Source organism: Herbaspirillum sp. UBA812 (genome assembly GCF_002296545.1).
Classification (GTDB): domain Bacteria; phylum Pseudomonadota; class Gammaproteobacteria; order Burkholderiales; family Burkholderiaceae_D; genus Herbaspirillum; species Herbaspirillum huttiense.
This window is the reverse complement of sequence record NZ_DBIC01000221.1, coordinates 1-26,018: the sequence shown is the minus strand read 5'-3', so window position 1 is coordinate 26,018 and position 26,018 is coordinate 1. Positions and strand designations below refer to the sequence as shown.

The window sequence follows — 26,018 nt, the reverse complement described above, 5'->3', positions numbered from 1 at the left end:
CCATCGCCGACGAAGGCGTAGGTGCGGTGATTGACGATGCCATCGCCGAAGCGCGCATTCAGGTAAGCCTCGGCCACGGCCATGCCGAAGGCATTGGCGATGCCCTGGCCGAGCGGACCGGTGGTCACTTCGATGCCGAGTTGCGGATCGTATTCCGGATGGCCGGCACAGTGCGATCCGAATTCGCGGAAGTTGCGCACCTGCTCCAGCGTGATGTGTTCGTAGCCGGTGAGGTAGAGCAGGCTGTAGAGCAGCATCGAGCCGTGGCCATTGGAGAGCACCACGCGGTCGCGGTCCGGCCAGGTCGGATCGGCGGCGTGAAAGCGCAGGTGGCGGGCGTAGAGTGCGGTGGCGATCTCGGCCATGCCCAGCGGCACGCCTTGATGGCCTTCGGTGGCGCGCACGATGGCGTCGATGGAAAGAAGGCGGATGGCATGCGCCAGCGGCTGCAGGGGATGTGGGGTCATGACAGCAAGATGCATCTGCCCGGCAAAAGAGGGCGATGCGTCAGTCTCCGTTGTAATGGTGGAGACTTATTCTTCGCGGTCGGTACGGGTGCAGGCAAGCGATGAAAATTCAGGCTTGGCTGAATTGGCGTCAAGTAGACGCAAGTTTCCCGCTCTCTTCACGCAACCACTGCAGGAACAACACCACCTCCGGCCGCGATTTGTTGCGTGCCGGGCAGACCGCAAAGTGTTGCGTGATCTCCAGCGTCATGCCGTCCGCAAACACCGGCTGCAGCCGTCCGCTGGCCAGATGCCCGGCGCCGAAGGCATCGCTCTCGAAGACCACGCCCAGTCCCTGTACCGCCGCTTCGATGCTCATCATGGCGCGGTCGAAGCGCAGGGCGATGCGTTCCGGACGCAGGTCCGGTGCGTAGCGGGCAAACCATTCCGGCCATTGCAGAAGGCTGCCGCGCGACTGGATCAGCGGGGCCAGCACCAGGTCTTCCGGGGTCTCGATGCGATGGCGCGCCAGAAAATCCGGGCTGGCCATCGGGATCACCTGCTCCGACAGTACCGGTTCGATTTCCAGATCCGGCCAGTGCGGCACGCCGCAGCGGATGTCGAGATCCACCTGCCCGATCTCGAAATCGGAAATTTCCGGCGAGGCCGACAAGCCGAAGGCGATCTCCGGATAGCGCTGCGTAAAGCGTCCGATGCGCGGCATCAGCCACAGGCTCGCGAAGCTGGGGCTGGAATGGATCTGCAGCGAATTCTCCACGCCATGCCGCAAATCGTCGGTGGCCGAATTGATCGCCCCGAGCGCACCGGCCACGCGGTTGAGATAGCTCTGTCCTGCCGGCGTGAGCTCCACACCCTTGGTGGAACGCTCGAACAGGCGCAGCCCCAGCAGCTTTTCCAGACGCGCCACCTGGTGGCTGATGGCTGACGGGGTGAGATGCAATTCCGCCGCCGCAAGGTTGAAACTTTTGCGGCGTGCGATCGCCTCGAAGGCCATCAGAGAGGTCAGTGGAGGAATCATGGTGTCTCGGTTTTTGGTCTTGTGAACGTTTCTGCTGCGTCACGGCATGCGCGGGCGCGGGCTCGCGGCCGATTTTAGCGCATCGATCCGGCAGATGAAGCTTCGTCACATTTTCATGACAAAGCATCACTTGTCGCGGCCGGATGAAAGTTCGAAGATCGCCGCCAGAACAACAGGGAGACATCCGTCCATGCGCGCTATCTGGCGCTGCATCCGCTCGCAGGAGGACTGCGCGGAGCTCTTCACCGTTGCTCATTCGCATGCCACTTTCAGGAGACCACACCATGCTGCTCAAGAACAAAGTTGCCGTCATCACCGGTGGTGCCGGGCTCAACGGCCTGGGATTTTCCACTGCGCGCCTGATGGCCGCGCAAGGTGCGCGCGTCGTCATCCTCGACCTGGAACGCGCCGAACCTTCCACCGCTGCTGCCCGCCTGGGCGAAGGCCATCTCGGCCTGGTCGCCGACGTCACCGACAAGGCCTCCTGCGAGGCCGCAGCGCAAGCGATCCTGCAGCAGTTCGGCCGCATCGATATCCTGGTCAACAATGCGGGCATCACCCAGCCCGCAAAATTCCTCGACATCAGCGGCAAGGACTACGACCGCATCCTCGATGTCAGCCTGCGCGGCACGCTCTACATGTCGCAGGCAGTGCTGCCGGCCATGCGCGCGCAGCAGGGCGGTTCCATCGTCTGCATCTCCTCGGTCTCGGCCCAGCGCGGCGGCGGCATTTTGGGCGGTCCGCACTATTCGGCGGCCAAGGCTGGCGTGCTGGGTCTGGCGCGGGCCATGGCGCGCGAGTTCGGCCCGGAGGGCATCCGCGTCAATTGCGTCACGCCCGGCCTCATCTCGACCGACATCAACAAGGACATCCTCAGTGCCGAGAAGAAAGCCGAGATCGCCCAGACCATTCCCCTGGGCCGCCTGGGCGGGCCGGATGACGTGGGCGGCGTCTGCGTGTTCCTGGCCAGCGACCTGTCGCAGTACTGCACCGGCATCACGCTGGACGTCAACGGCGGCATGCTGATCCATTGAGTTGTTCACGCGCCGGCCGGTCGTTTGGCCTGGCGCGGTTTCATCGATTCCCACCATAAAAAATGCCAGGAGACAAAAGATGAAAGACGAGATCGCATCAAAGAAGCTGAGCCGCCGCCAGATCCTCAAGGCAGGCGCTGTCGGGGCTGCACTGCCGCTGTTTTCCATCCTCACGCGGCCCGCCAATGCGGCCGAGTTTACTTATAAATTCGCCACCGGCCAGGACCCTTCGCACCCGGTCAACAAGCGCGCGCAGGAAGCCATCGACCGTATCCGCAACGCCACCAACGGGCGCCTGGAGATCAAGCTGTTCCCGGCCAACCAGCTGGGTTCCGATACCGACCTGATGTCGCAGATCCGCAATGGCGGTGTGGAATTCTTCAACCAGGCCAATACCGTACTCTCCACGCTGGTGCCGGCCGCCGGTATCGTCAATACCGGTTTTGCCTTCCAGGATTACGCGGCCGTGTGGAAGGCCATGGACGGCCAACTGGGGGCGCACGTGCGCGCGCAGATCGAGAAGGTCGGTCTGCTGACCATGTCCAAACCGTGGGACAACGGCTTCCGCCAGATCACCACCTCGACCAAGGCGATCAGGAGTGCCGCCGACGTCAAGGGCCTGAAGCTGCGCGTGCCGGCAGCACCGATGCTGACCTCGCTGTTTTCGGCACTGGGTGCGAGTCCCACGCCGATCAATTTCAACGAGGTCTATTCATCACTGCAGACCAAGCTGGTGGAAGGACAGGAAAATCCGCTGGCCATCATCAGCACCGCACGGCTTTACGAAGTGCAGAAGTTCTGCACGCTCTCCAATCACGTCTGGGACGCCTACTGGATCCTCGGCAACCGCCGCGCCTTCGACAAGCTGCCCAAGGACATCCAGGAGATCGTGCGGCGCGAACTCGATCAGGCCGCCACCGATGAGCGCGCCGACATCGCCAGCTTCTCCGGCATGGCCCGCAATGACCTGGCTGGCAAGGGTTTGCAGATCATCGATGCGGACAAGGACTCCTTCAAGCAGGCGCTGGCGCAGGCCAATTTCTACAAGGACATGCGCGCCAGGTTTGGCGAGGAGGCGTGGAAGCTGCTGGAATCCAGCGTCGGCACACTGGGCTGAGGAGCTGCATCAGAACTCCGCAGAGGGAATACGTAATACAGAATACAAAATCAAGAATGCGGAAAAGAGAAAGGCCGGAGACAGTTTGCTCCGGCCTTTTGCGTTTGACACCGGTGAAAAATCTCAGCGTGGCCCACCGCCAGGTCCGCCGTCACCCCAGCCGCCGCGCGGTCCGCCGCCGCCCGGGCCGGGTCCGCAGAACCAGGGCGCGCAGACGCAGCCCCCCAGCGTGGTCAGCAGCAGCGCTGCAGCCAGCAGCGTCGTCAATCGTTTCATGGTCAACCTCATGCAAAGAAATGGAAAGAGATGCAGTGAGGCAGCATTGAACTACGTGGGTCTGCTAAGCGCAGTCAGGCAATTGCAACAAAGGATGTCATTTGCCGGGGAGAGCGCTCGCTTCAGTCGAAGCCGCGCACGCGCTCCTTGTCCATGCGCGGCAATTCCCAGTGAAAGCGGATCGCCAGCAGGCGCACCGAAAATCCCAGCAGCAGGGAGCTCAGGGTGGCGATGCGGCCATCGATCTGCCAGTGCAGGATCAGCACATACAGGGTACCGGTCAGCAGCGACACGCTGGCATAGATCTCGCGTCGCAGGACCAGCGGAATCTCGTTGCACAGTACATCGCGCAGCAAGCCGCCAAACACGCCCGTGACCATGCCCAGCATCACCACGATGGCCGGGTGGAAGTTGTCGAAGCTGCGCGCGATATCGCAGCCGATGATGGTGAAAGCCACCAGCCCCAGTGCATCCACCACCAGGAAAGCGGACTTGAAATGATGCAGGGCGCGCGCCGCGACTGCTGCCACGATCGCCGCGCAGATGGTGAAGCCCAGATATTCGGGATGCGCCACCCAGCCCAGCGGATAGTGGCCGATCAGGATGTCGCGCACGGTACCGCCACCCAACGCCGCCACCGTGCCGATCAGGCAGATGCCGAAGATGTCCATGTCCTTGCGGATGCCCATGAGCGCGCCCGAGATGGCTTCGGCGCAGATGGCGATGAGGTAGATGGTATGCAGCAGCATGGCAGGGTCCGGGCTGGCGGTAGTCGCAAAGCCCGAATTATTGCATGGCGCGGTCCCGGCGCCATGCTGCGGCACCCAAGATCAGGCGGAGGTGTCGATGATGTTGCCGATGGCCTTGACGCCCGAGGTCACGCTGTCGGCCACCGAATGCGCGGCCGAGGAAACAGCATCGACAGTGGTGTCGTAGGCGCTTTCAATCTCGTCACCGACTTCGGAGGCGACGTTCTTGATGGGCTGGATGATGGTGTTGTAGAAGCTGCTGTTGCCGGAGGAGACCGAAGACACGCTCATGTGAAACTCCCTTGTAGTGGTAGGCAGCCAGCATCCCCCTCTGCTGAGGGAGATGCGGACAGGAGTTCATCATAGGCAAGCGCGGTGGCCGTGCAAAGATGCGGACACCCCCTTATCGGGTAAAGAAATGCAATGCCTTGTAAAGCGGTGTAGGCATGCCGCTTGCACGGCATGCCACCGGGCCTTACTGCGCCAGTGCCAGCGTGGTTTCCTTCTGGCGCGTGGCAGTGTTCGCGCTCGCAGAGGCCGGTGAGCGCGGGGCGCTGTAGCTGATCTTGAACACCGACATGGCCTGGCTCAGTTTGATCGATTGGTCGCGCAGGTTCTCGGCAGCGGCGGCAGCCTGTTCCACCAGGGCGGCATTCTGCTGGGTGGTTTCGTCGATGGCGTTGACGGCCTGATTCAATTGCTCGATGCCGCCGCTCTGCTCATTGCTGGCCACCGTGATCTCGGCCATCGTGACGGCCATGTTTTCCACCGCGCCCCCGAGGTCGCCCATGGCTTGCGCGGTTTCGCGGACCAGCTGGTTGCCGCTCTCGACTTTCGCGCGCGAGTCGTCGATGAGGCCTTTGATGTCCTTGGCGGCGGCCGCCGAGCGTTGCGCCAGCGTGCGCACTTCCGAGGCGACCACGGCAAAGCCGCGTCCCTGCTCGCCGGCACGCGCCGCTTCCACGGCAGCGTTCAGCGCGAGGATGTTGGTCTGGAAGGAGATGCCGTCGATCAGCCCGATGATGTCCACGATCTTGTGCGAAGCCGCGTCGATCTCTTCCATGGTCTTGCCCATGCGCTGTACCGAATGGCTGCCACGCTGGGCAATGGAGGAGGCCGATTGCGCCTGGCGGTCGGCATTGGCCGCCGAGTCGGCATTCTGGCGCACGGTGGCGGCGAACTGCTCGACGCTGGAGGCCGTTTCTTCCAGTGCCGAGGCCTGCGATTCGGTACGGCTTGAGAGATCCATGTTGCCGCTGGCGATCTCGCCGGTGGAGATGGTCATCGATTCCACGTTGCGGCGCACGTCGCCGATGATGGCGCGCAGGTTGACGTTGAGCTGCTGCAGCGCTTGCAGCAGCAGGCCCATGTCGCCGCGCGCATCGGTATCGATATGCAGGTCGAGATCGCCGCCGGCCAGGCCATGGACGGACTTGATGGCGCGCTGCAAGGGCGCCACGACGCTCGCATGCAGCACCGCCCACGAGCCCAGCAGCAGCGCAGCGCCACCGAGCGTGCCGAGCCACACCGCATAGGGGCTGCCTCCGGCCGTTTGCACGGCACTGCCCGCGACCGCACCGCCGAGGATGAACATGAGCGTGAGCACGCCCATCATCCAGCCCAGCCGCGTGGCCAACGGCAGATCACGCAGGCCCTGCAGCCAGCCGATGAAGCCGGTGCGCGCCACTGCGCCGCGACGGATGCGCAGGCCGCGTGCCTGGCCGCCGACGAAGGCACGATAGGCGCTGTCGGCCGCCTGTACCTGCTCCCGCGAAGGACGCGTGCGCACGGACATGTAGCCGACCGCGCGCCCGTTCTCGCGCACCGGCGTGACGTTGGCCTGGACCCAGTAGTAATCGCCATTCTTGCAGCGGTTCTTGACCAGCCCGTTCCAGGGCAGGCCTTCCTTGAGCGTGGCCCACATGTCGGCGAAGGCCTCGCGCGGCATCTCGGGATGGCGCACGATGTTCTGCGGGGCCCCGATCAGTTCGGCTTCGTCGAAACCGCTGATTTCCACGAAGTAAGGATTGACGTAGGTGATGTTGCCCTGCAGGTCGGTCTTGGAGACGATGGACTTGCCATCCTCCAGCAACCGTTCGGTGGTGGTGATCGGTAGATTCGTGCGCATGCTTGCCCCCGTTGCCCTGACCGTTGCTGACCTTGCGGGGTCACGGTCCTGCCGCTGTTGTAGAAAGCCGCCGTGCTTCGTCCCCAAGCGCGGCGACCCCGTTTTCATACCGGGCCGCGTGCGGCCTGGTGTGGAATTGCGTGTCGGTGTCATGGCGTTCCATGGCATTACCGCAAAGATGTGCGACGCCAGCCTGTATCCGGCTTGGGCGGCGCGACACGGAAACCATGATGACCAGAATCTAAACGCTGTACCGCGCTTTCAATCGGTCAAAAAGGCGGGACTTTCCACGGGTGAACCAGAAACGGAAGCAGCATTCCTGCCGGGCAGGGCGGGGCAGGGGCGATGATGAATGGAAACTGTTTCCGGTCATCATCGTCATCGGCATTGCGGTGGTCGCTTATTGGCGCGGCTGCACCTGAAACAGCACGCCTTGCGGCACCAGTTCTACCGAGAGCAATTGGTCGGCCACCACCTCGGTCATGCGCTGGCCGGGATTGTCCAGGGCGACCGTGGTGAGGCGGGTAATCAGGGGCAGCAGCTTGTCCTCGCTGCCGGAGATGAAACTGCGCGCGGCACTGGAGGCGCAGATCAGGAATTCGTCACGGGCGCCGGGCACCTTGTTGGTCATCATCACGCCCACGTTGCGCAGCTCACCCTTCTTGTTGAGCGTGCCGATGAGCGTGGTCTGGGCCGGGCCGACCTGGGTGTCGAGCACGTATTCGTATTTGCCCGGATGCAGCCGCGACGCGTCCAGCATGTAGAGGTGGGCCATGTGCTCCGGCTCTTCCACTTTCATGTCCTTGAGTACGTCGGCGAGACGATTGTTGAAGCGATCAGCGAATTGCTTGGGGGTAAGGCCCAGCGTGGTCTGGGCGGCTTCGTGGGCCGCCAGCTCCTGGTCGATGTGGCGGTCGCAGCCGGCCGCCAGCAGCGTGGTGGCCAGCAGAGTGCAGGACAGAAGACGCAGCGGAGATCGTAAAAGTGTCAGCATGTTCGTCAGAATGTCGTGTGTTTCGCTACATTGTGCATCATTCCCGTGGGACATAAGCTGTCGCAGATCAAGCGTGGAGGCCGGTTTGTGTGGGTTGGTGATAAAGTACCTTGCCGACAACAAGGCCAAGACGACAACATCCAGACCCACGCCAAGCCCATGACCGCTTCCCCCTCCGGCCAGCCCGCTGCTGCCCCGTCCGATCTGCACGAATTGCGCGAGATCATCCGTACCTTTTCCAGCGAACGCGACTGGCTGCGTTTCCATACGCCCAAGAACCTGGCCATGGCCCTCTCGGTGGAGGTGGCCGAGCTGATGGAGCACTTCCAGTGGCTACCCACGGGTGCCGATCATGAACTCGATGACGCCGCGCGCGAAGGCATCCGTCATGAGATGGCCGATGTGCTGGTCTATCTGATCCAGCTGGCCGACCATACCGGCGTCGACCTGCGCAGCGCCGTGCTGGAAAAAATGGAACTGAATCGCCGCAAGTATCCGGTCGAACTGGCCCGTGGCAATGCGCGCAAATACAGCGCGCTGGCCGGGCCGGCTGCCGGTACCGACGCCGGCGATGATGCCTCCGGTGCCGGCTGAGGCTGGCGCTGTCCTTGCTTTCCTCCCTCTCATGTTCGCTGCCCGGAGCTCGCCTTGACCAACTGGAATGACGGTTACGTCGTCGACATCGCCTACACCTACGGCTATTACCCCGGCATGAATCCGGCCCGCCTGCCGCTGGCCTTCGCCTTCCACGGCCTCCAGGCACCGGCCATCCAGACCGCCTGCGAGCTGGGTTTCGGCCAGGGCCTGTCGACCAATTTTCACGCAGCGGCATCCACCACGCGCTGGTGGGGCAATGACTTCAATCCCTTGCAGGCGGCTTTCGCCCAGGAACTGGCGGCGGCCAGTGGCAGTGGCGCGCAGCTGGAGGATTCCAGCTTCTCGCATTTCTGTCGCCGGGACGATCTGCCGGATTTTGATTTCATCGCCCTGCATGGTATCTGGAGCTGGGTCTCCGAGGACAACCGCCAGATCCTCCTCGATTTCATCGACCGCAAGCTCAAGCCGGGCGGCGTGCTCTATCTGAGCTACAACACCCAGCCGGGCTGGTCGGCCTTCATGCCGCTGCGCGACCTGCTGGTGCAGCACACGCAACTGGCCGGCAACGAGGAACGCGGCCTGCCCACGGCCGCTCGCATCGAGGCCGCACTGGCCTTTGCCACACGGCTCTTCGAGACCGACCCGGTCTATGCCCAGACCAATCCCTTCATGCGCGACCGCCTCAAGATGCTGCAGCAGCAGTCGCGCAGCTACCTCGCGCACGAATATTTCAATCGCGACTGGCACGCCGAGCCCTTTGCCGAGATCCATCGCCGCTTCTCGCAGGCCGGTCTGCAGTTCGCCTGCCCTGCGCACTACATCGACCACCTCGACATGGCCAACCTGACTCCGGCGCAGCGCCAGTGCCTGGCCGAGATCGACGACCCGGTGCTGTACCAGAGCACGCGCGATTTCATGGTCAACCAGACCTTCCGCCGCGATTACTGGGTGCGTGGCGGCCAGGTGCTGGACGAGCGCCAGCGCGTGCAGGCGCTGGCGCTGCAAAGCGTGGTGCTGCTGACCGAGCCGGACAAGGTGCCGCTGACGATTCAGAACGTGGCCGCCGAGATCACCCTCAACCGGCTCATCTACGAACCCATCCTGCAGGCGCTCTCGGACTACCAGCCGCACACGCTGGTGGACCTGGCGGCCTCGCTGGCGCATCGCAACCTGAACCTGTCGCAAGTGATCGATTCGGCGCTGATGCTGATCGGCACCGGCCACGCCGCTCCGCTGCCCCCCGAGCTGGATGCCGCCACCCAGGCCCAGATCGCGCGCCGCACGGCCGACCTCAATGCCTATCTCCTGCAGCGCGCAGCGCTGGTGCTGCCGGAGAGCCAGGAGGGCGACATCGCTCATCTGGTCAGCCCGCTGACCGGCGGTGGCGTGAAGGTGGACCGGGTCGAGCAGTTGTTCCTGCTGGCGCGCGAAGTCTGCGGCGACGATCTCGAAGCCTGGCCCGCCCAGGCCTGGCAGCACATCGCTGCGCAGGGCAAGCGGCTGGTGCGCGATGGCGTGCGGCTGGAAGCCGAGGACGAGAACCTGGCCGAACTGGCGACGCAGGCGCGGCTCTTCGCGCGTACCAGGCTGCCCTTGCTGCGGGCGCTGCAGGTGGCGTGATGCGCGTGGCGATGCCATGGATGAGCTTGCCGCGGCGTTTGTCGTGAATTCCTCACACCCGGCCTGACGTCCGCATGACAGCGCCCTGACAAGCACGGCTATCCTGCGTGCAGGGCGGCAATCGCGTTGCGTCGCAGCGAACTAGCCTGTACGATTTCGCGTGGCCATATTGCCGCCCATCACTGCCGTGCCTGCCGCGCCTGTCCTGCCGGTGCCGAACCTCTCTTTTAGGAAAGTCGGTTTTCAGCTTATGTCCCTGTCCCGTCAACTCCAAACACGCCTGACCTTGTCCGGTACCGCCGCTGCGCTGCTCACCGCCATCGTGCTGACCGCCTTGGCCATGAATGGCAGCACGCAGGGCCTGGCGGTCGCCGCCGTGGTCCTGGTGCTGGTGTCGGCCCTGCTGTCCTGGGTGCTGGCGCGGCAACTGCTGCAACCGCTGTCCGGTCTGGAGGCCGGCATGCAGCAGCTGCAGGAAGAGCACAAGCAACTGGTGGAGCAACGCGATGATGCCCGCACCCACCTGGAAGAAATGGAAAAGACCCTGGCCCGCGTCGGCCTGGAAGATGCGCTGACCGGCCTGGCCAACCGCCGCCAGTTCGAGCGCGGCCTGCTGGAAGAATTCAACCGCGCGGCGCGCACCAACCTGTCGCTGGCCATCATCATGATCGACATCGATCTCTTCGATGAATACAACGCCAGCTATGGCCGCATGGCCGGAGACAAGGTCTTGCGCCGGGTCGGCAGCGCCATCCGCGATACCAACGTGCGTCCGGAAGATCTGCTCTCGCGTTTCGGTACCCAGGAGATCGCCGTGCTGTTGCCGGGTTCGCGCCTGGATGGCGCACTGATCGTGGCCGAACGCATCCGCAAGTCGATCGAACAGCTCAACATCGAGCACAGTGCCAGCCCGACCGGCCGCGTGACCATCAGCATCGGCATCGCCGCCGTGGCCCCGCAGCGTCAGGTCGACGAACCCGATACCGTGCTGCGCGAATCGGAAAAGGCGCTGGCCCTGGCCAAGGCAGCGGGGCGCGATTGCATCCGCACCACCGACGATTTCCGCAAGGATTGAGCTGCATAGCGCTACCCGCTGCCCCAATGACAATGCGGCCCGTGGTGTCCCACCGGGCCGCATTTTTCATGGTTCTTCGACTCTCCGCGTTCAGGGCTGCTCGGGCCCCGGCACCAGGAACTTGGACTTGGCGCAATACATCTTGGCGTTGGTATCGTTGTAGACGATCTTGCTGCCGGCCTGCGACTGCCTCATCGGATAGGCCGAATCATCCTCGGGAGTGAAGCGGATGCCCAGTGCGCCCTTGATGGCATCGGTCAGCTTGACCGGCGTGGTGTTGAAATACGCGCCGATGAAGTCGGCCTGGCTGCTGCTGTCATTGACCAGGAAATCGGTGGCCTGCATGCCCCACAGCGTGACATTGGTGGCCTTGAACCAGTAGGCCCCGCCCTCCGTCTTGTAGGGTGGGCCGAAGGCGGCCACGAGGTAATCGAAGAAATACTTGCTGTTGAGCTGGTTCAGGCACAGCAAGGCATTGCCGACCTCAATGCCAAAGCTGGGTTGTGGCGCGGCCTGCGCCGCCGGTGCGCCGGCCACGGCACCGGCCAGCGTCAGCACCAGCGCGCACAGGCGCGGGCGCAGACAGGTGCGCAGGCGAGATACGATCTTCAAACGAACTCCCGGAAATTGCCGTCTTGGCATGTTGTCGGTACGGCACGCAGGGCGGGCCGGGGAGTCGATTGTAGGGGGGATTCGAGATTTTTTCCAAACAGCAGGATATTTTTGTTGCTGGCAGGAATCGTCTAGGGCCGGTTCCCATGCAATGCGCATCTCGCAGATTGCATGGGAACAGGCCCTAGCGCTTGCCGCGCAACACCCGGTCACCGCGGGCCGAGCGTCCTTCCTGCGGTGCTTCACTGGCGGCCAGGTGGCCCAGGCCATCGAGGAAGGAGGCGATGCCGGTGCCCTTGACCAGCACGCAGGGCTTGCCCAGCTTCTTGCAGGTGCTTTTGACCAGGTGGTATGCGTTGTGGCTGATGTTGCCGGAGGCGCAGATGACGATGTCGGCGGCGGCCAGCATGGGCGTGAGCCGGTGCAGGTTGTCCTCGCGTCCGCCATCGTGATGCAGGAAGCGCCCGGCGCGGGTTTCGATCTCGGCCCGGTAGTGATTGCGGGCACCGGTCAGGCCACCGACGCAGAGCACACAGCGGTCACCGAGGGACAAGTCGATGGGGCCGGCCGTGGAGGCCGAAGCGGAAGCAGGGGCAGCAGCACGCATGAAGGGACTCGCAGGAAGTGAGTGACGGTCCCAGCCTAACCCCAGTGCCCCGGCTTGCGAACGAATCAATTTGCAGCAGCATATGCGCTTTGCGTTGGCGCAGCGCCACGCCCGGTCAGGCAGCGGGCGGTGGGGCGGCAGGCGCCGGTGGTGTTGCCGGAGCTGCCGCCGAGGATTGCTGTGCGCGCACCTGGCGCTGCATGGCCCGCACGAAGTCCGGCAGGCGGCGGCCATTGCGATCCGGATAATGCCCGTGTTCGCTCATCTGGCGGACGCGGTCCAGGCGGAAGGAGCGGAAGTCATCGCGTGTCTCGCACCAGGCGGCCAAGAGCCAGGTGCCGCCGAAGAAGGCCAGCGCCAGCGGCCACACCACCCGCTGGCTGCTGCGCTGCTGGGCATCGGTGTAATGCAGCAGCAGTTTGTGGCGGCTGTTGATGGCCTGGCGGATGGCTTCCAGCCGCTCGCCCTGGCCGCAGTCGTCCTGCATGGCCGGCGCAAAGAGCGGAGTGGCCTCGACGAAATCGCGTTTTTCCTTGGGCAGGGCCAGCACCACCTTGGCCAGCGCCGAGGCCGCCGAGGCCCCCAGTTGCGGGCCGCCCCAGGCTTGCACCATGCGCATGCCGATCACCAGCGCATCGATTTCATCGGCGTTGAACATCAGCGGCGGCAAGTCATAGCCAGGCTTGATGCGGTAGCCGACCCCGGCTTCGCCATCCACCGGCACGCCCGAGAGCGAGAGATCGCGGATGTCGCGATAGACCGTGCGCTCCGACACCGACAGCCACTGCGCCAGCTGACGCGCCGTAGTGAGACGGCGTCCACGCAGGTACTGGGTGATCTGGAACAGGCGGTCGGCTCGACGCATGGCAGGCGGAGGAAAAAATGATGCGCGCCATTCTGGCACGCATGCTCCCGGCCCGCCACGAACTTCGATGCTGCTGTGCAAGATGCGAGCATGGCGCCGGGCTGGCGAGCCGATCCGGTCCGTTCAATGCATCGCGTGCAAGGCCAGGCGATTGCCTTCGCTGTCGATGAACTGGGCGATGTAGCCGATATCGTTGGGCAGCTGGAAGCGCTCCATGGTCACTTCACCGCCGGCCGCCTTGACGCGGTCCAGCACCGCCTGGATCGAGGGTCCGGCATCGAGGTAGATCAGCGTGCCCTGGCGCGTGGGTTCGAGCCAGCCGGGCGCGGTCAGGCAGCCGATGGACTGTCCGTCGTCGCGCACGAAGATGGCCATCGGGCCTTCCTCGGACAGCTGCTCCTGGCGCAGCCTGGTGGCAAAGACGGCTTCGTAGAAGCGGGTGGCGCGCTGCAGGTCCTTGGTGGCGATCTCGAACCAGTTGACTTGGGTTTGCATGGTGTTCTTCCTTTTCTTGGGAGGGGAGCGTTGTCTATGCCGGCTGGCATGGAACGCATCATGCGCGAGGGCTACTGACAACGTCCTGTCAGTAGCCCTCGCGCCCCCGGGAAGAAACGGTCAGAAATCAGCGCGTCGCCACCGCCGCCACGCCCTCCTGCTGCGGGTGCTCGCCGCTTTGTTCACTTTCCTGGCGAGCCGCATAGCGCCGTGCCAGTACCGCGCACAGCATCAGCTGCATCTGGTGGAACAGCATGATCGGCAGCAGCACCACCGCTGCCCCGCTGCCGGCAAACAGCACCGACGCGATGGGGATGCCCGAGGCCAGCGACTTCTTGGAGCCGCAGAAGACCAGCACGATTTCATCGCCGCGCGGCATCTTCAGGGCACGGGCACCATAGGTGGTCACCAGCAGCACGGTTCCCAGCAGCACCGCATTGACCAGTACCAGCAAGGCCAGCTGCCCCGGCGGGAACAGGTGCCACACGCCCTGCGCCACGGCCACGCTGAAGGCGGCATAGACCGACAGCAGGATGCCGCCGCGATCGACGACATTGACGATGACCTTGTGGCGATTGATCCAGTCACCGATCCAGGGACGCATCAGGTTGCCCAGCACGAAGGGCAGCAGCAGTTGCAGCAGGATGCTCAGCACCTGCGACATGCCGTTGGCTTCGTGATGACGATGCAGCAGCAAGGTCACCAGCAGCGGCGTGATGATGATGCCCAGCAGGTTCGATGCAGTGGCACCGCAGATCGCCGCCGGCACGTTGCCGCGCGCGATGGAGGTAAAGCCGATCGAGGATTGCACGGTGGAGGAGAGCGTACAGACGAACAGCACGCCCATCCACAGTTGCGGCGTCAGCAGGTCGGGAACGGCGCTCTTCAAGGCCAGGCCCAGCAGCGGGAACAGGATGAAGGTCGAGGCCAGCGTGAGCAGGTGCAGGCGCGGCTGCTTCAGTCCGGACAGGGCCGCCTCGCGCGAGAGCTTGGCGCCATGCAGGAAGAACAGCAGCGAGATGGCCGCATTGCTGGCGATGTGCATGAAATGCTCGAAGCTGCCGGTGGCCGGGAAGAAGGTGGCCAGCAGCACGGTGCCGATGAGCAACTGGGTGAAGCGGTCGGGGAGAAAGCGGTTCATGGCGCGCTCGCGGAAAAAATGAAGGGACGATTCGGGTTTGCCCTCATGATAGGAAAGCGCACGGCCATCGGGAACCCCTCTGATCGCGTTGACTGTCATCGGAAAGTCCGATGATAATGGCCGCATGCTCAATCCGCTCTGGCTCCAGACCTTCGCTACTGCCGCGACCTCGTCCAGCTTCACCGAGGCCGGGCGCCAGCTCGGGCTGACGCAATCGACGGTGAGCGACCACATCCGCCGCCTGGAAGAGAGCCTGGGCCGTCGCCTCTTCGTGCGCGATACGCATTCCCTGGCACTGACTGCTGATGGCGAAAGCCTGCTGGTGCATGCGCGCCTGATCCTGCAGGCGCATGCCCGCGCCGAAGCGCAGTTCAGCGCGCCGCGCCTGCGCGGCCGGGTGCGCTTCGGCACCTCTGACGACCTCGCCATGGGCCCGTTGCCGGACATGCTGGCGGCCTTTCGCAGCCAGCATCCGGAAGTCGAACTGGAAATCACCATCGGCCTCACCAGCGAGCTCTATGCCTCGCTGGACCAGGGCAAGCTGGACTTGCTGGTCGGCAAGCGGCGGGCCGGCGAATCGCGCGGGCACAGCATGTTCTCCACGCCCATGCAGTGGCTCACGCGGCCCGATACCCTGGTTGACCTCACCGAACCCTTGCCCCTGATCCTGCTACCCGAGCCCAGCATCACGCGTGCGGCGACCTTGCAGGCGCTGGGCAAGTCAGGCCATCACTGGCGCATCGTCTGCACCAGCGGCAGTCATGCGGGCTGCATGGCGGCGGCGCGCGGCGGGCTGGGGCTGGCGGCATTGCCGCAGCATCTGGCCTCGCGTGACTTGGTGGTGCCGCTGAATCATGCGGCGCTGCCGCGCCTGCCGGATGTGGAATATGTGGCGCTCACCGCGCGGCGCTTGTCGCGGCCGGCGGACACGCTGTACCAGATCCTGATGGCCAGCCGCTTGAGCCGGGTCTGAACAGCACAGCGGGAGCGGGTTTCAGGCCGCCTCGACGATCAGCGCCGGAGCATTCAATGAACGGATGCGGCGATCCACGAAATAACCACCGGCTTCCATGTAGCGCAGGTAGTGGCGTGCGCATTGCGTGCAGCGCGCGATATTGCAGCGGTTGTACGGATACCAGGCCGGCGCGATGGGAGCCTCGGGCGAGGCGTAGCGCGTGCCCTGCGGATGGTATTCGGTGAAGGTCGGTTCGTCGTAGGGATCGGCAATGAGCGTGGCCACGTCCACCAGTTGCGTTTCCGGCAGCGACAGCGGCAGGCTGATCCAGCCGCTGCTGTCGGCCGCGCGGCAATTGCAATCCATGGTGATGGCCGCACTGTCGGCTGCCAGGGCGCGCAGTTGCGCCAGGTCCGGATGGGGGAGCAGGTCTTGCATGAGCGGGAGCAATCAGTGCGTGAGCGCGGAACGGCCTGTGGATAACCGAAGTGCAAATGCTATAAACGATTTATCCACAGGCTGGCGAAAAACAAGAAAAACCTTGGAAAACTATTTTTTCGGGTTGTAGCGGATATCGCCTTCGAACAGCTGTGCGGTGCCGCCACCCAGGTCGGATTGCACCGGCCACACTTCGTGCCCGATGCGCAATTCCGTACCTTCGTAGACGGCCTTGGCGACGATGATGCGTGCGTCCTCGGCAGCGACCATGCCTTCCTTCATCTGGCTCACTTCTTCCAGCAGCACCTTGACCTCGTAGGCCAGCGCCTTGCGCTTGTCGCTGGTCTCATGCAGCAGTTCGGGGGTGGCCTTTTCGGGATTGAGCTTGTAGTAGCTCTGCTGCTTGATGGTGCGATCGAGCTCGGCCACCTTGCGCGTGTATTCCTGTTCCTTGATGGCGATCTTCTCTTCCAGATAGGGATCGAGACCAACCTGGACGCGCGTATGCGTGGTGGTGGACGCACCGATCACGTTGGCGCGGATGATGTTGGTCGCTTCCACGCGGCCGCCGATGATGTGGCCGGTACGCGGATTGCCCTTGCCGACCGTGATCTCGTTGCCGGCCAGCAGCTCGCAGTGACGGGCGTTGCCCAGCACCAGGATGTCGTCGGCGGCTTCGATGTGGGCGCTCTCGGCGAACATCACCTGCACCGATTTCTGTGAACTGATGCGCGAGGCAATGGCGGTGGTGCCGGCCTGGGCGGTGACGCCCTCGCTGTGGCCGATCACGCCGCCCTTGACCGTGACGCTGCCGCCGGCCACGATCTCGGCCGCTTCAACGGTGCCGTTGATGACCACGTCGCCGCCCACATTCATCTTCATGCCGGTAAGCACGTCACCGGAGACGCGCACCGTGCCTTCGAAGCTCAGGTTGCCGGTGGAGAGGTCGACGTTTTCCACATCCAGCACCGGGTTGACCTTCACGCCATTCTTGATGACCGTGGGCTGGCCCGGCACGATGGCCACCAGCAGGTCGGGGTCTTCCTCGCTCGGTTCGGCACCGATGCATTCCTTGGCGAAGGGCACGTCGGCAATCGGCCGTGCCGGCACCTTGCCGCCGCGGATGTCGATGCCATCCTGGCCCGGTACCGGTGGCGTGCGGCGCATCAGCGGATCACCGACCTTGACCAGCAGGATGTGGCCCATGTCGGCATAGGAGACCACGGCATCTTCGTCGATGTCGGCCAGCTCTTCTTCCTTTTCTTCCAGCAGGCTCTCGAAACGGGCCGGCTCGGCAGGCGTGGGCATGAGGCCCTGCGCCACCACCAGCTTGTTGCAGAAGCCCGCCGAGAGCGCCCCGCGCAGCTGCTCATGCAGGATGCCGTAAGTGATGCCGGCGGCGCGGATGGCGTTGACCACTTCCACGCTCTTGGCGCGGCCACCGTAGGGCGGCACCAGGGTCAGCGAGGCCGTCATCAGGTCATCGGCCACATCGAGCGAGAACTCGCCATCGCGCCGCTCGGCGATGACCTGAGTAACAGGTTCCTTGGCATCCTCGGCCTTGCGCACGAAGCCATTGAGGATCGAATCCTGGAAAAACAGTTTGGTCAGCCCATGATCGGTCATGGCCTGTTTCAGGAAGGCCAGCGTCAGCGGCGGGAATCCCTGTACGGGTTGCCAGGTGGCGCTCAGTTCGCCGCTGGCCCTGTCGAACGCAAACGACAGCGGTTGCGGAGTTGCTTGGTTCATGCTGTTCCTCGATGTAAGGCTGCACCGGGTCTGTCTCGGATCGCTCGCGTGTCATGGCGCCAGCCAGGTACGCGGGGATGTCTTGTCGTGCGATGGAGGTGCGGGCCGTGATCCGGCGCGTTGCTGACCGCACCGGCAAAAAAGCGGCGGCAGTCCCCCTGACGCAATACGGATGACATTGTAATGTGGCAAGATGATCCAGTAATTTGTTCGATAGCACAAGTTTTGCCAATTTTGAATCTAGATTAGGCTCTTATCGTTGGTTTTATGTTAAGTACCCAAATAGAAGACTTCAAGGGGGAAGATCCTCGCGATGATGCATTGAGTGCGGCCCGTTATCGCGCTGGCCGCACCAGTACGCTGGTGAGCATCGTGGTCAATATCGCGCTGGTGATGCTGCAGGTCACGGCCGGCGTGTTCTCCGGATCGCAGGCACTGATTGCGGACGGCATTCATTCGCTGTCCGATCTCATTTCTGATTTCGTAGTGCTGCTGGCGGGCCATCACAGCCGCAAGCAGGCTGACGACGACCACCAATATGGTCACCAGCGTTACGAAACGGCGGCATCGCTGGCGCTGGGTGCCTTGCTGCTGGCCGTGGGCCTGGGCATGCTGGTGTCGGCGGCGCAGAAGATCCAGCACTATGGCGAAACGCCACCGGTCCATGTGGCGGCCTTGTGGGTGGCGCTGGCGGCCTTGCTGGCCAAGGAACTGCTGTTCCGCTACATGCTGCGCATCGCCGAGCGCGTGCGTTCCAGCATGCTGGTGGCCAATGCCTGGCATGCGCGTTCGGATGCTGCTTCCTCCTTGGTGGTGGCGCTGGGCATCGTCGGCAGCCTGGCGGGCTTCACCTTGCTGGATCCGGTGGCCGCGGCGGTCGTGGGCTTGATGGTGGTGCGCACCGGCTGGGGATTTTTCTGGAGCGCGCTGCATGACCTGATGGACCGTGCCGTGTCCGCTGAAGAAGGCGAGGCCATCCGCGCTACCATCCTCGCCACGCCCGGAGTGCAGGGGGTGCATGACTTGCGCACGCGGCGCATGGGCGATCTCACGCTGGTGGACGTGCATCTGGAAATCGATGGCACGCTCACCGTCACCGAAGGCCATGCCATTGCCATCGACGCGCGGCGCCGGGTGCTGGAAGCGCATCCTGTGCTGGATGTGATGACGCATGTGGATCCGGTCGATGCGTTCGATGCGTTCGATGCGCCAGAGCAGGGTGATGCGCACTGATCGACACAATGTCTGCCTGGCAATACATTGTGTAGCGTACGCCGCAGCATTCTGACGAACCCGGCACGACAACTTGTCTAGCGCGGCCGTCTTCGTTTAAAATCCGGGCTTCTCTTTGGGGAGTAGCCAGCTTCCGGGTCATCCGGAAGAGCCCGTGTCAACATTCTCGGCAGCATCGCTGCCGTGGCGCGGGTAGCCATCCAGGTAGGCGAGACCATAGACGTATCCTGCGGCCAGGCTGGGCGCGCAGGCGCGTCCATGGACTTTTCGCCCGGCCAAGGAATCCCCGCTCATGAATTTCCCCGCTCTCCTTCTCCTCGCGCTGGCGATGTCCACGGACGCCTTTGCGGCCGCCATCGGCAAGGGTGCCGCCATGCAGAAGCCTCGCTTCCTGCAGGCATTGCGCATCGGCCTGCTGTTCGGCGTGATCGAAGCCATCACTCCGCTGATCGGCTGGTTCGCCGGTTCTGTCGCGACCAAGTGGGTCTCGGAATGGGATCACTGGATCGCCTTCGTGCTGCTGCTGGTGCTGGGTGCGCGCATGATCCGCGAAGGCCTCAGCGATGATGATGAGGAAGAAGACGCCAACGCCACCCCGCAGAAGCAATCCGTGGTCATGCTGGCCCTCACTGCGGTGGCCACCAGCATCGACGCCATGGCCGTGGGCGTGGGCCTGGCCTTCATCGACGTCAACATCCTCGAAGCCGCGCTGTTGATCGGCCTGGCCACCACCACCATGGTCACCATCGGCGTGATGGTCGGCCGCGTGCTGGGCCACCTGATCGGCAAGCGTGCCGAGATCATCGGTGGCGTGGTGTTGATTGGCGTGGGTGCGGCGATCCTCTATGAACACCTGAGTCGCGCGGGCGGCTGATTCAGACTGATGCCGTGTGATGCAGCCTGGCTGCGCGCTCGGCACAGTATTCACTGGCCATCAGGCGGAAGGCCGTGACCGCCGGATTGTCCTGGTCCGCGCGCCAGGCCATGCTCATCTCGGCACGCGGCACGTCGCCTGCCAGCGGGCGGAATTCCACCCGGTCGTAATGGAAGCGCTGGGCCGAGGCGGGCAGGATGCCTACGCCCAGCCCGGCACGCACCAGCGACAGGATGGTGTGGCTCTGGTCGATGTATTGCGTGAAATCGGGTTTGACGTCCGCCGCACCCAGCATGGCCATGATGCGTTCGTAGAAATACTTTCCATGCGTGGGCGAATGCATGATGAAGGGCTGGCCATCGAGCTGGGCCGTGGCGATGCGCTCATGCGCGGCCAGCGCGTGGCCTTGCGGCATGGCCAGCACCAGTGGCTCGTCGTCCACCAGCTGCAATTCCAGCGGCTGGCGTGATGAGACCGGCCGCAGGAAGCCGATGTCGATGGTGTTGGCGGTGAAGGCTTCCAGTTGCGACACCGAAATCAGCTCGAACAGCACCACGTCGATCTCGGGCAGGCTCTTGCGCGCCTGCATCAGCAGCTCAGGAATCAGCTCATAGCCGGCCGCACCGGTGAAACCGACCCGCACGCGCCCGGTCTTGCCCTGGCTGGCGCGGCGCACCGTGCTCTCGGCCTGCTCCGACAATTGCAACAGGCGTGAAGCATCGGCCAGGAACACCCGGCCTTCGGTGGTCAGGCGCACGGTACGTCCGACCCGTTCAAACAATTGCACGCCCAGCCTATGTTCCAGCAGATGGATCTGCCGCGACAGGGGCGGCTGGGTCATGTTCAGCAGCGCCGCTGCACGACGGAAATTGAGTTCGGTCGCAGCGACCACGAAACAACGGACTTGAGCCAGATCGAGCATGGGGATTCGCCGGTAAGGGGAGCGTGCATTATAGGCAGGTACGCTCCCGGCCACGGCCATGATCCTCTTCAGGTGGTGAGGCTGCCCTCTGGCCGCTGTCCGGCCAGACCTTGCGCCAGGCTGGCCAGCACCATCTCGCCCATGGCCGTGCGCGATTCCACGGTGGCGCTGGCGCGATGGGCTTGCAGAACCACCTGGTCCATTTGCAACAAGGCCGCCGGTACGTTGGGTTCATCCACGAACACATCCAGACCCGCACCGGCGATCACGCCGCGCTGCAGGGCATCCACCAGATCCTCTTCCACCACCAGTTTGCCGCGCGCGATGTTGATGAGAATGCCTTCGCGTCCGAGCGCATCAAGCACGGCGGCGTTGATGATGCCTTGCGCCTTGTCGGCGGCGGCCGCCAGGACCAGCACATCGCTCTCGCGCGCCAGTTGCAGCAGCTCGGCCTGGAAGGTGTAGGGCAGGTCCTCCATGGCGCGCAGGTCGGTATAGGCGATCGGGCAGCCGAAGGCCGCTGCGCGCTGGGCGATGGCGCGGCCCACCTTGCCCATGCCGACGATGCCCACGCGCTTGCCGCTCAGGCGGCGCGACAGTGGAATGGCCGTCGGCGAAGGATGGCGCACCCAGTCACCGCGCTGCACGAAGGCATGGCCCGGACAGATCTGCCGGCTCACCGCCAGCATCAGCCCCAAGGCCAGGTCAGCCACATCCTCGGTCAGCGCGCCGAAGGTGCCGGTCACCGGCAGGCCCTTGCTGCGCGCATGGTTGAGATCCACCGCATCGGTGCCGACACCATTGACCGCCACCACCCTCAGCGCCGGCAGGCGATCCATGAGCGCATTGCTGATGCCGGTGTGGCCGCCGGTGATGACGCCTTCGATCACTGCACCATGGCGGTCGATGTAGGCTTCCTTGTCCTCTTGCTCGAACAGGCGGTGCATGTGGTAGAGGCTTTCCAGCTTGTCGTTGATGGCCGGGACCAGGATGGGATTGAGCTGCAGCACGTGGCGTTTCATGGGGGGACTCCTTCTCGTTCGGTGGCAATGCCGGCGGATGATGCGGGCATTCGGGCAGGGCGTCCAATCCGAAAAGGCTATCAATTGATTCACGAAATGGTGACTGATTCGGTATCAGCATCGATTCAATCCGCACATCACCTGATAGCCAGAAAAGATTGGACGCCATGCAGGGCCGCGGCCATGATTCCCAGCGTCGGCCACCGAGACACGCAAGGGCCGCAAAGAATGCCGGGCGTCAACAGATCCCTCAAGGGACACACAACAAAGCCCGCCACCCGCACAGGAGACAAGCATGAACCTGGGATCACCCCGGACCGGCCGCACGCTGCCGTCCTGAGCGCGGCAGTGCCACGCCATTGCCGCCATCCATAACGATAAACACGAGACACGCCCAAGGAGTCCGACGATGAATCACGTCGACGCCGCCGACCCGGTCGGCCGCCGCAGTTCCGCCGCATCCGCCTCATCCGCAGCCCCGGCCGCGAGCGCAGTCGCGCCACTGACACAGCAGAAACCGACCCGCTATCGCTGGGTGGTGATGGGCCTGATCTTCATGATCTGGGCCATCGCCTGCGCCGACCGCGCCAATTTCGGCATCGCCCTGCCGTACATGAAGAAGGAATACGGCATCTCCAATACCGAAGCCGGGCTGATCGTGAGCCTGTTTTCGTTTGCCTACGGCATCGTGCAGATTCCGGTCGGGTTGATGTACAAGCGCCTGAGCGAAAAGACCACCGGCATTCTCTTTTCCGTCTTCATGCTGCTGACTTCGCTTTTCACCGGCCTCATGGGCACGACCTCCTCGGTGCTGCTGTTGCAGCTCTACCGTGTGGGCCTGGGTTTGTCGGAAGGTCCGCTGGGCATTGGCTGTACCAACGTCATCAACCGCTGGTTCCCGCCCGAGGAAAAGGGCACCGCCACCGGGCTCTGGATTGCCGCCTCCAAGCTCGGCCCGCTGATCGTGCCGACGGTCTGCATCATCGTCATCCAGCTCTGGGGCTGGCGCGAAATCTTTTACGTATTTGCGGTGCCGGGCATTTTCCTGGCCATCCTGTGGTTCTTCCTGGTGACCAATTCGCCGGCCGAGAATCGTTTCTGCAATGAGGCCGAACGCCGCTACATCACGCAGGACCTGCCGGCCGGTCCGGCCAGCAGCGGCGCGCGTCCGGCCCACGGCGCGCAAGTGGCACCGATGCCCTGGCTGGACGGCATCAACCGGACCCGCCGCGTGCCACGCCTGGAAACGCTGCGCCAGGTCTTCACCTCGTGGAACGTGATCGGCGTGGCCATCGGCTATGGCTGCATGATCGGCATCAGCAACATCTTCATGTCATGGATCCCGACCTACCTGGTCACGGTCAAGGGCTTCGCTTCGGTGAAGATGGGTTTCCTGGCCTCGGCTCCCTTCATCGGTGCGGTGGCCGGCAACATGCTGGGCGGGGTGATCTCGGATCGCCTGCTCGGTGGCCGCCGCAAGCCCATGATGCTGCTGGGTGCGCTGGGCACGGCCGTGATGACGCTGATGCTGGTGGAAGCGCCGGACAGCGTGCTGTATCTCGGCGCCATGCTGATGCTGTCGGGCCTGATGCTGGGCATCGGCTTTGCCGGGTATTCGGCCTATCCGATGGGGCTGGCGACCAAGTCCACCTATCCGACCGCGTTCGGCATCGTCAATTCGCTGGGCCAGATCGGTGGGGCTTGCGCACCCCTGGCGGTGGGCATGCTGCTGGATCGCTATGACTGGACCAGTGTCTTCCTCTACATGGTCGGCACCTCGCTGCTGTGCCTGGTGCTGCTGCTGAGCGTGGTGGAACCGATTACCGTGAGGAAGGCCGGAGAGGAAGCCTGAGTCTCATCTGAGCCGTGAAAGTGCGAAGGGCCCGCCATGGTGCGGGCCTTTTGCTTGCCTGAAGAGGCTATCCATGTTGTTTTGGAATAATATCCAACGGATATTAATAGGCATCGAATTATATATTGGACAAACACTCTCCCCGAAGGCACTCTTGTGCTCCCTTTTTCCCTAAGCAGCCCTGAGGAGACACCCATCATGCCGACCTACCGTTCCTATACCACCACCCAAGGCCGCAACATGGCCGGCGCGCGTGCGCTGTGGCGTGCCACCGGCATGAAGGATGGCGATTTCAGCAAGCCCATCATTGCGGTCGTGAACTCCTTCACCCAGTTCGTGCCGGGCCACGTGCACCTGAAGGACCTGGGCCAGTTGGTGGCGCGCGAGATCGAGGCGGCCGGCGGCGTGGCCAAGGAATTCAACACCATCGCCGTGGATGACGGCATCGCCATGGGCCACGACGGCATGCTGTATTCGCTGCCCTCGCGCGACCTGATCGCCGACTCGGTGGAATACATGGTCAACGCCCACTGTGCCGACGCCATGGTCTGCATCTCCAACTGCGACAAGATCACCCCGGGCATGCTGATGGCCGCCATGCGCCTGAACATCCCCGTGGTCTTCGTCTCCGGCGGCCCGATGGAAGCCGGCAAGGTCATCAAGACCGTCAACACCGACAAGAAGGTCATCAAGCTCGATCTGGTCGACGCCATGATCCAGGCCGGCGACAAGAACATCTCCGACGCCGACGTGGCCGAAGTGGAACGCTCGGCCTGTCCGACCTGCGGTTCCTGCTCGGGCATGTTCACCGCCAACTCGATGAACTGCCTGACCGAAGTGCTGGGCCTGTCGCTGCCGGGCAATGGCACCGTTCTCGCGACCCACGCCGACCGCAAGGAACTGTTCCTGCGCGCTGGCCGCCTGATCGTCGAACTGGCCAAGCGCCACTACGAACAGGACGACTACAGCATCCTGCCGCGCAACATCTGCACCAAGGAAACCTGGGAAAACGCCATGGCCCTGGACGTCTCCATGGGCGGCTCCACCAACACCGTGCTGCACCTGCTGGCCGCAGCCCACGAAGCCAAGGTGGAATTCACCATGGCCGACATCGACCGCATCTCGCGCAAGGTCCCCTGCCTGTGCAAGGTCGCGCCGATGACCAACAAGTACCACATCGAAGACGTGCACCGCGCCGGCGGCATCATCGCCATCCTGGGTGAGCTGGCCCGTGCCGGCCTGCTGGATACCTCGCGTCCGACCGTGCACAGCAAGACCCTGGGCGAAGCCATCGAGAAATTCGACATCCGCGTCACCAGCGATCCGGCCGTGCACAAGCTGTTCCGTGCCGCCCCCGGTGGCGTGCCCACGCAGACGGCCTTCTCGCAGGAAGAGCGTTTTGAAGACAGCGACCTGGACCGCGCCAACGGCTGCATCCGCGATCGCGAACACGCGTACTCGCAAGACGGCGGCCTGGCGGTCCTGTACGGCAACATCGCCGAGAAGGGTTGCATCGTCAAGACCGCAGGCGTGGATGAAAGCATCCTGAAGTTCTCCGGCACCGCACGGGTCTTCGAGAGCCAGGACGCGGCTGTGGAAGGCATCCTGGGCGACAAGGTCAAGGCCGGTGATGTGGTCATCGTGCGCTATGAAGGCCCCAAGGGCGGCCCCGGCATGCAGGAAATGCTGTACCCGACTTCGTACATCAAGTCCAAGGGCCTGGGCAAGGCCTGCGCGCTGTTCACCGATGGCCGCTTCTCCGGCGGTTCCTCGGGCTTGGTGATCGGCCACGCGTCGCCGGAAGCGGCCGAAGGCGGTGCCATCGGCCTGGTGGAAGAGGGCGACATGATCGATATCGACATCCCCAACCGCACCATCAACCTGCGCATCTCCGGTGAAGAACTGGCCAAGCGCCGTGTAGAGATGGACGCTCGTGGCGACGCCGCGTGGCAGCCGGGCAACCGCCAGCGTGTGGTCTCGCAGGCACTGCAGGCTTATGCGGCGCTGACCACGTCGGCTGATCGAGGTGCCGTGCGTGACCTGTCGCAGTTGAAGCGTTAATACGTGCGACGTCACTGACTGTGACGAAACGACGCTGCAAAAGCAAACCCGCCCGGTGCGAGCCGGGCGGTTTTTTTTGTCTTGCGTACTGAGGCTGTGCGGGCTTACGCCTTGATG

General features: G+C 63.8%; 25 protein-coding genes, 1 pseudogene and 1 riboswitch. Of the genes and pseudogenes, 10 read left to right on the top strand and 16 right to left on the bottom strand.

The window, feature by feature from the left end:
- Both B3873_RS14600 and B3873_RS14595 read right to left on the bottom strand, forming a co-directional pair.
- Positions 1-467: pseudogene (locus B3873_RS14600) on the bottom strand (transketolase); the annotation flags it as partial.
- A gap of 130 nt (positions 468-597) precedes the next feature.
- Entirely contained in the window at positions 598-1,485 is an 888-nt protein-coding gene (locus tag B3873_RS14595) for a LysR substrate-binding domain-containing protein (RefSeq protein ID WP_034331899.1), read from the bottom strand.
- Positions 1,486-1,769: 284 nt separating this feature from the next.
- Between B3873_RS14595 and B3873_RS14590 the strand changes: the two genes are divergently transcribed.
- Entirely contained in the window at positions 1,770-2,519 is a 750-nt protein-coding gene (locus B3873_RS14590; RefSeq protein ID WP_286866919.1) for an SDR family NAD(P)-dependent oxidoreductase, read from the top strand.
- A 79-nt stretch (positions 2,520-2,598) separates the two neighbouring features.
- Positions 2,599-3,636, top strand: a complete 1,038-nt coding sequence (locus B3873_RS14585; protein WP_286866918.1) for a TRAP transporter substrate-binding protein — start codon at positions 2,599-2,601, stop codon at positions 3,634-3,636.
- Positions 3,637-3,759: 123 nt separating this feature from the next.
- Here B3873_RS14585 and B3873_RS14580 read toward each other — a convergent pair whose 3' ends face one another.
- The 5 genes from B3873_RS14580 to B3873_RS14560 form a co-directional block, all read right to left on the bottom strand.
- Positions 3,760-3,912: a hypothetical protein gene (locus tag B3873_RS14580; RefSeq protein ID WP_166675556.1), complete on the bottom strand. Its 153-nt coding sequence runs from the start codon at positions 3,910-3,912 to the stop codon at positions 3,760-3,762.
- A gap of 122 nt (positions 3,913-4,034) precedes the next feature.
- Positions 4,035-4,661, bottom strand: coding sequence for a trimeric intracellular cation channel family protein (locus B3873_RS14575; RefSeq protein WP_134221302.1), 627 nt, complete (start codon positions 4,659-4,661; stop codon positions 4,035-4,037).
- 81 nt (positions 4,662-4,742) lie between these two features.
- Complete coding sequence (locus B3873_RS14570; protein ID WP_034331894.1) at positions 4,743-4,952, bottom strand: hypothetical protein; 210 nt, start codon at positions 4,950-4,952, stop codon at positions 4,743-4,745.
- Between the two features lie 184 nt (positions 4,953-5,136).
- Positions 5,137-6,789, bottom strand: a complete 1,653-nt coding sequence (locus B3873_RS14565; protein ID WP_286866913.1) for a methyl-accepting chemotaxis protein — start codon at positions 6,787-6,789, stop codon at positions 5,137-5,139.
- A 400-nt stretch (positions 6,790-7,189) separates the two neighbouring features.
- Positions 7,190-7,783, bottom strand: a complete 594-nt coding sequence (locus B3873_RS14560) for an attG domain containing protein (protein ID WP_209533625.1) — start codon at positions 7,781-7,783, stop codon at positions 7,190-7,192.
- Between the two features lie 159 nt (positions 7,784-7,942).
- Between B3873_RS14560 and B3873_RS14555 the strand changes: the two genes are divergently transcribed.
- From B3873_RS14555 to B3873_RS14545, 3 genes are all read left to right on the top strand, one after another.
- Positions 7,943-8,377: a nucleotide pyrophosphohydrolase gene (locus tag B3873_RS14555; RefSeq protein WP_286866912.1), complete on the top strand. Its 435-nt coding sequence runs from the start codon at positions 7,943-7,945 to the stop codon at positions 8,375-8,377.
- Positions 8,378-8,431: 54 nt separating this feature from the next.
- Positions 8,432-10,000 (top strand): methyltransferase regulatory domain-containing protein, encoded by a 1,569-nt coding sequence (locus tag B3873_RS14550; RefSeq protein ID WP_286866911.1) that lies wholly within the window; start codon positions 8,432-8,434, stop codon positions 9,998-10,000.
- A 250-nt stretch (positions 10,001-10,250) separates the two neighbouring features.
- A complete protein-coding gene (locus tag B3873_RS14545) occupies positions 10,251-11,075 on the top strand; it encodes a diguanylate cyclase (RefSeq protein ID WP_286866910.1) in 825 nt (274 codons plus the stop codon).
- A gap of 90 nt (positions 11,076-11,165) precedes the next feature.
- On the opposite strand, the gene B3873_RS14540 is transcribed toward B3873_RS14545, so the two are convergent.
- From B3873_RS14540 to B3873_RS14520, 5 genes are all read right to left on the bottom strand, one after another.
- Positions 11,166-11,687 (bottom strand): hypothetical protein, encoded by a 522-nt coding sequence (locus tag B3873_RS14540; RefSeq protein WP_034331888.1) that lies wholly within the window; start codon positions 11,685-11,687, stop codon positions 11,166-11,168.
- A gap of 184 nt (positions 11,688-11,871) precedes the next feature.
- Positions 11,872-12,294: a DUF2325 domain-containing protein gene (locus tag B3873_RS14535; protein ID WP_209533622.1), complete on the bottom strand. Its 423-nt coding sequence runs from the start codon at positions 12,292-12,294 to the stop codon at positions 11,872-11,874.
- Positions 12,295-12,409: 115 nt separating this feature from the next.
- Entirely contained in the window at positions 12,410-13,159 is a 750-nt protein-coding gene (locus tag B3873_RS14530; RefSeq protein ID WP_286866907.1) for a helix-turn-helix transcriptional regulator, read from the bottom strand.
- A 123-nt stretch (positions 13,160-13,282) separates the two neighbouring features.
- Complete coding sequence (locus tag B3873_RS14525) at positions 13,283-13,654, bottom strand: VOC family protein (protein ID WP_034331886.1); 372 nt, start codon at positions 13,652-13,654, stop codon at positions 13,283-13,285.
- 127 nt (positions 13,655-13,781) lie between these two features.
- Positions 13,782-14,795, bottom strand: a complete 1,014-nt coding sequence (locus B3873_RS14520; RefSeq protein WP_286866902.1) for a bile acid:sodium symporter family protein — start codon at positions 14,793-14,795, stop codon at positions 13,782-13,784.
- A gap of 124 nt (positions 14,796-14,919) precedes the next feature.
- On the opposite strand from B3873_RS14520, the gene B3873_RS14515 reads away from it, so the two are divergent.
- Complete coding sequence (locus B3873_RS14515; protein WP_286866900.1) at positions 14,920-15,768, top strand: LysR family transcriptional regulator; 849 nt, start codon at positions 14,920-14,922, stop codon at positions 15,766-15,768.
- Between the two features lie 21 nt (positions 15,769-15,789).
- Here B3873_RS14515 and B3873_RS14510 read toward each other — a convergent pair whose 3' ends face one another.
- Positions 15,790-16,188, bottom strand: a complete 399-nt coding sequence (locus tag B3873_RS14510; protein WP_209533619.1) for a hypothetical protein — start codon at positions 16,186-16,188, stop codon at positions 15,790-15,792.
- 111 nt (positions 16,189-16,299) lie between these two features.
- Positions 16,300-17,937, bottom strand: coding sequence for a DUF342 domain-containing protein (locus B3873_RS14505; RefSeq protein ID WP_286866898.1), 1,638 nt, complete (start codon positions 17,935-17,937; stop codon positions 16,300-16,302).
- A gap of 267 nt (positions 17,938-18,204) precedes the next feature.
- Between B3873_RS14505 and B3873_RS14500 the strand changes: the two genes are divergently transcribed.
- Together B3873_RS14500 and mntP are read left to right on the top strand one after the other, a co-directional pair.
- On the top strand, positions 18,205-19,170 hold the full coding sequence (locus B3873_RS14500) for a cation diffusion facilitator family transporter (RefSeq protein WP_286866896.1): 966 nt from the start codon (positions 18,205-18,207) through the stop codon (positions 19,168-19,170).
- 103 nt (positions 19,171-19,273) lie between these two features.
- Positions 19,274-19,455: riboswitch (yybP-ykoY riboswitch) on the top strand.
- A gap of 7 nt (positions 19,456-19,462) precedes the next feature.
- Positions 19,463-20,044 carry a manganese efflux pump MntP gene (mntP, locus tag B3873_RS14495; RefSeq protein ID WP_039789456.1) on the top strand — a complete coding sequence of 194 codons (582 nt, stop codon included), beginning with the start codon at positions 19,463-19,465 and terminating at the stop codon, positions 20,042-20,044.
- A gap of 1 nt (position 20,045) precedes the next feature.
- On the opposite strand, the gene B3873_RS14490 is transcribed toward mntP, so the two are convergent.
- Together B3873_RS14490 and B3873_RS14485 are read right to left on the bottom strand one after the other, a co-directional pair.
- Positions 20,046-20,966 (bottom strand): LysR family transcriptional regulator, encoded by a 921-nt coding sequence (locus tag B3873_RS14490; RefSeq protein ID WP_209533616.1) that lies wholly within the window; start codon positions 20,964-20,966, stop codon positions 20,046-20,048.
- Positions 20,967-21,034: 68 nt separating this feature from the next.
- Entirely contained in the window at positions 21,035-21,988 is a 954-nt protein-coding gene (locus B3873_RS14485; protein ID WP_286866894.1) for a 2-hydroxyacid dehydrogenase, read from the bottom strand.
- Between the two features lie 409 nt (positions 21,989-22,397).
- On the opposite strand from B3873_RS14485, the gene B3873_RS14480 reads away from it, so the two are divergent.
- A complete protein-coding gene (locus tag B3873_RS14480; RefSeq protein ID WP_286866892.1) occupies positions 22,398-23,840 on the top strand; it encodes an MFS transporter in 1,443 nt (480 codons plus the stop codon).
- A gap of 198 nt (positions 23,841-24,038) precedes the next feature.
- Positions 24,039-25,901: a dihydroxy-acid dehydratase gene (ilvD, locus tag B3873_RS14475; RefSeq protein WP_209533613.1), complete on the top strand. Its 1,863-nt coding sequence runs from the start codon at positions 24,039-24,041 to the stop codon at positions 25,899-25,901.
- Positions 25,902-26,018: the final 117 nt, after the last annotated feature.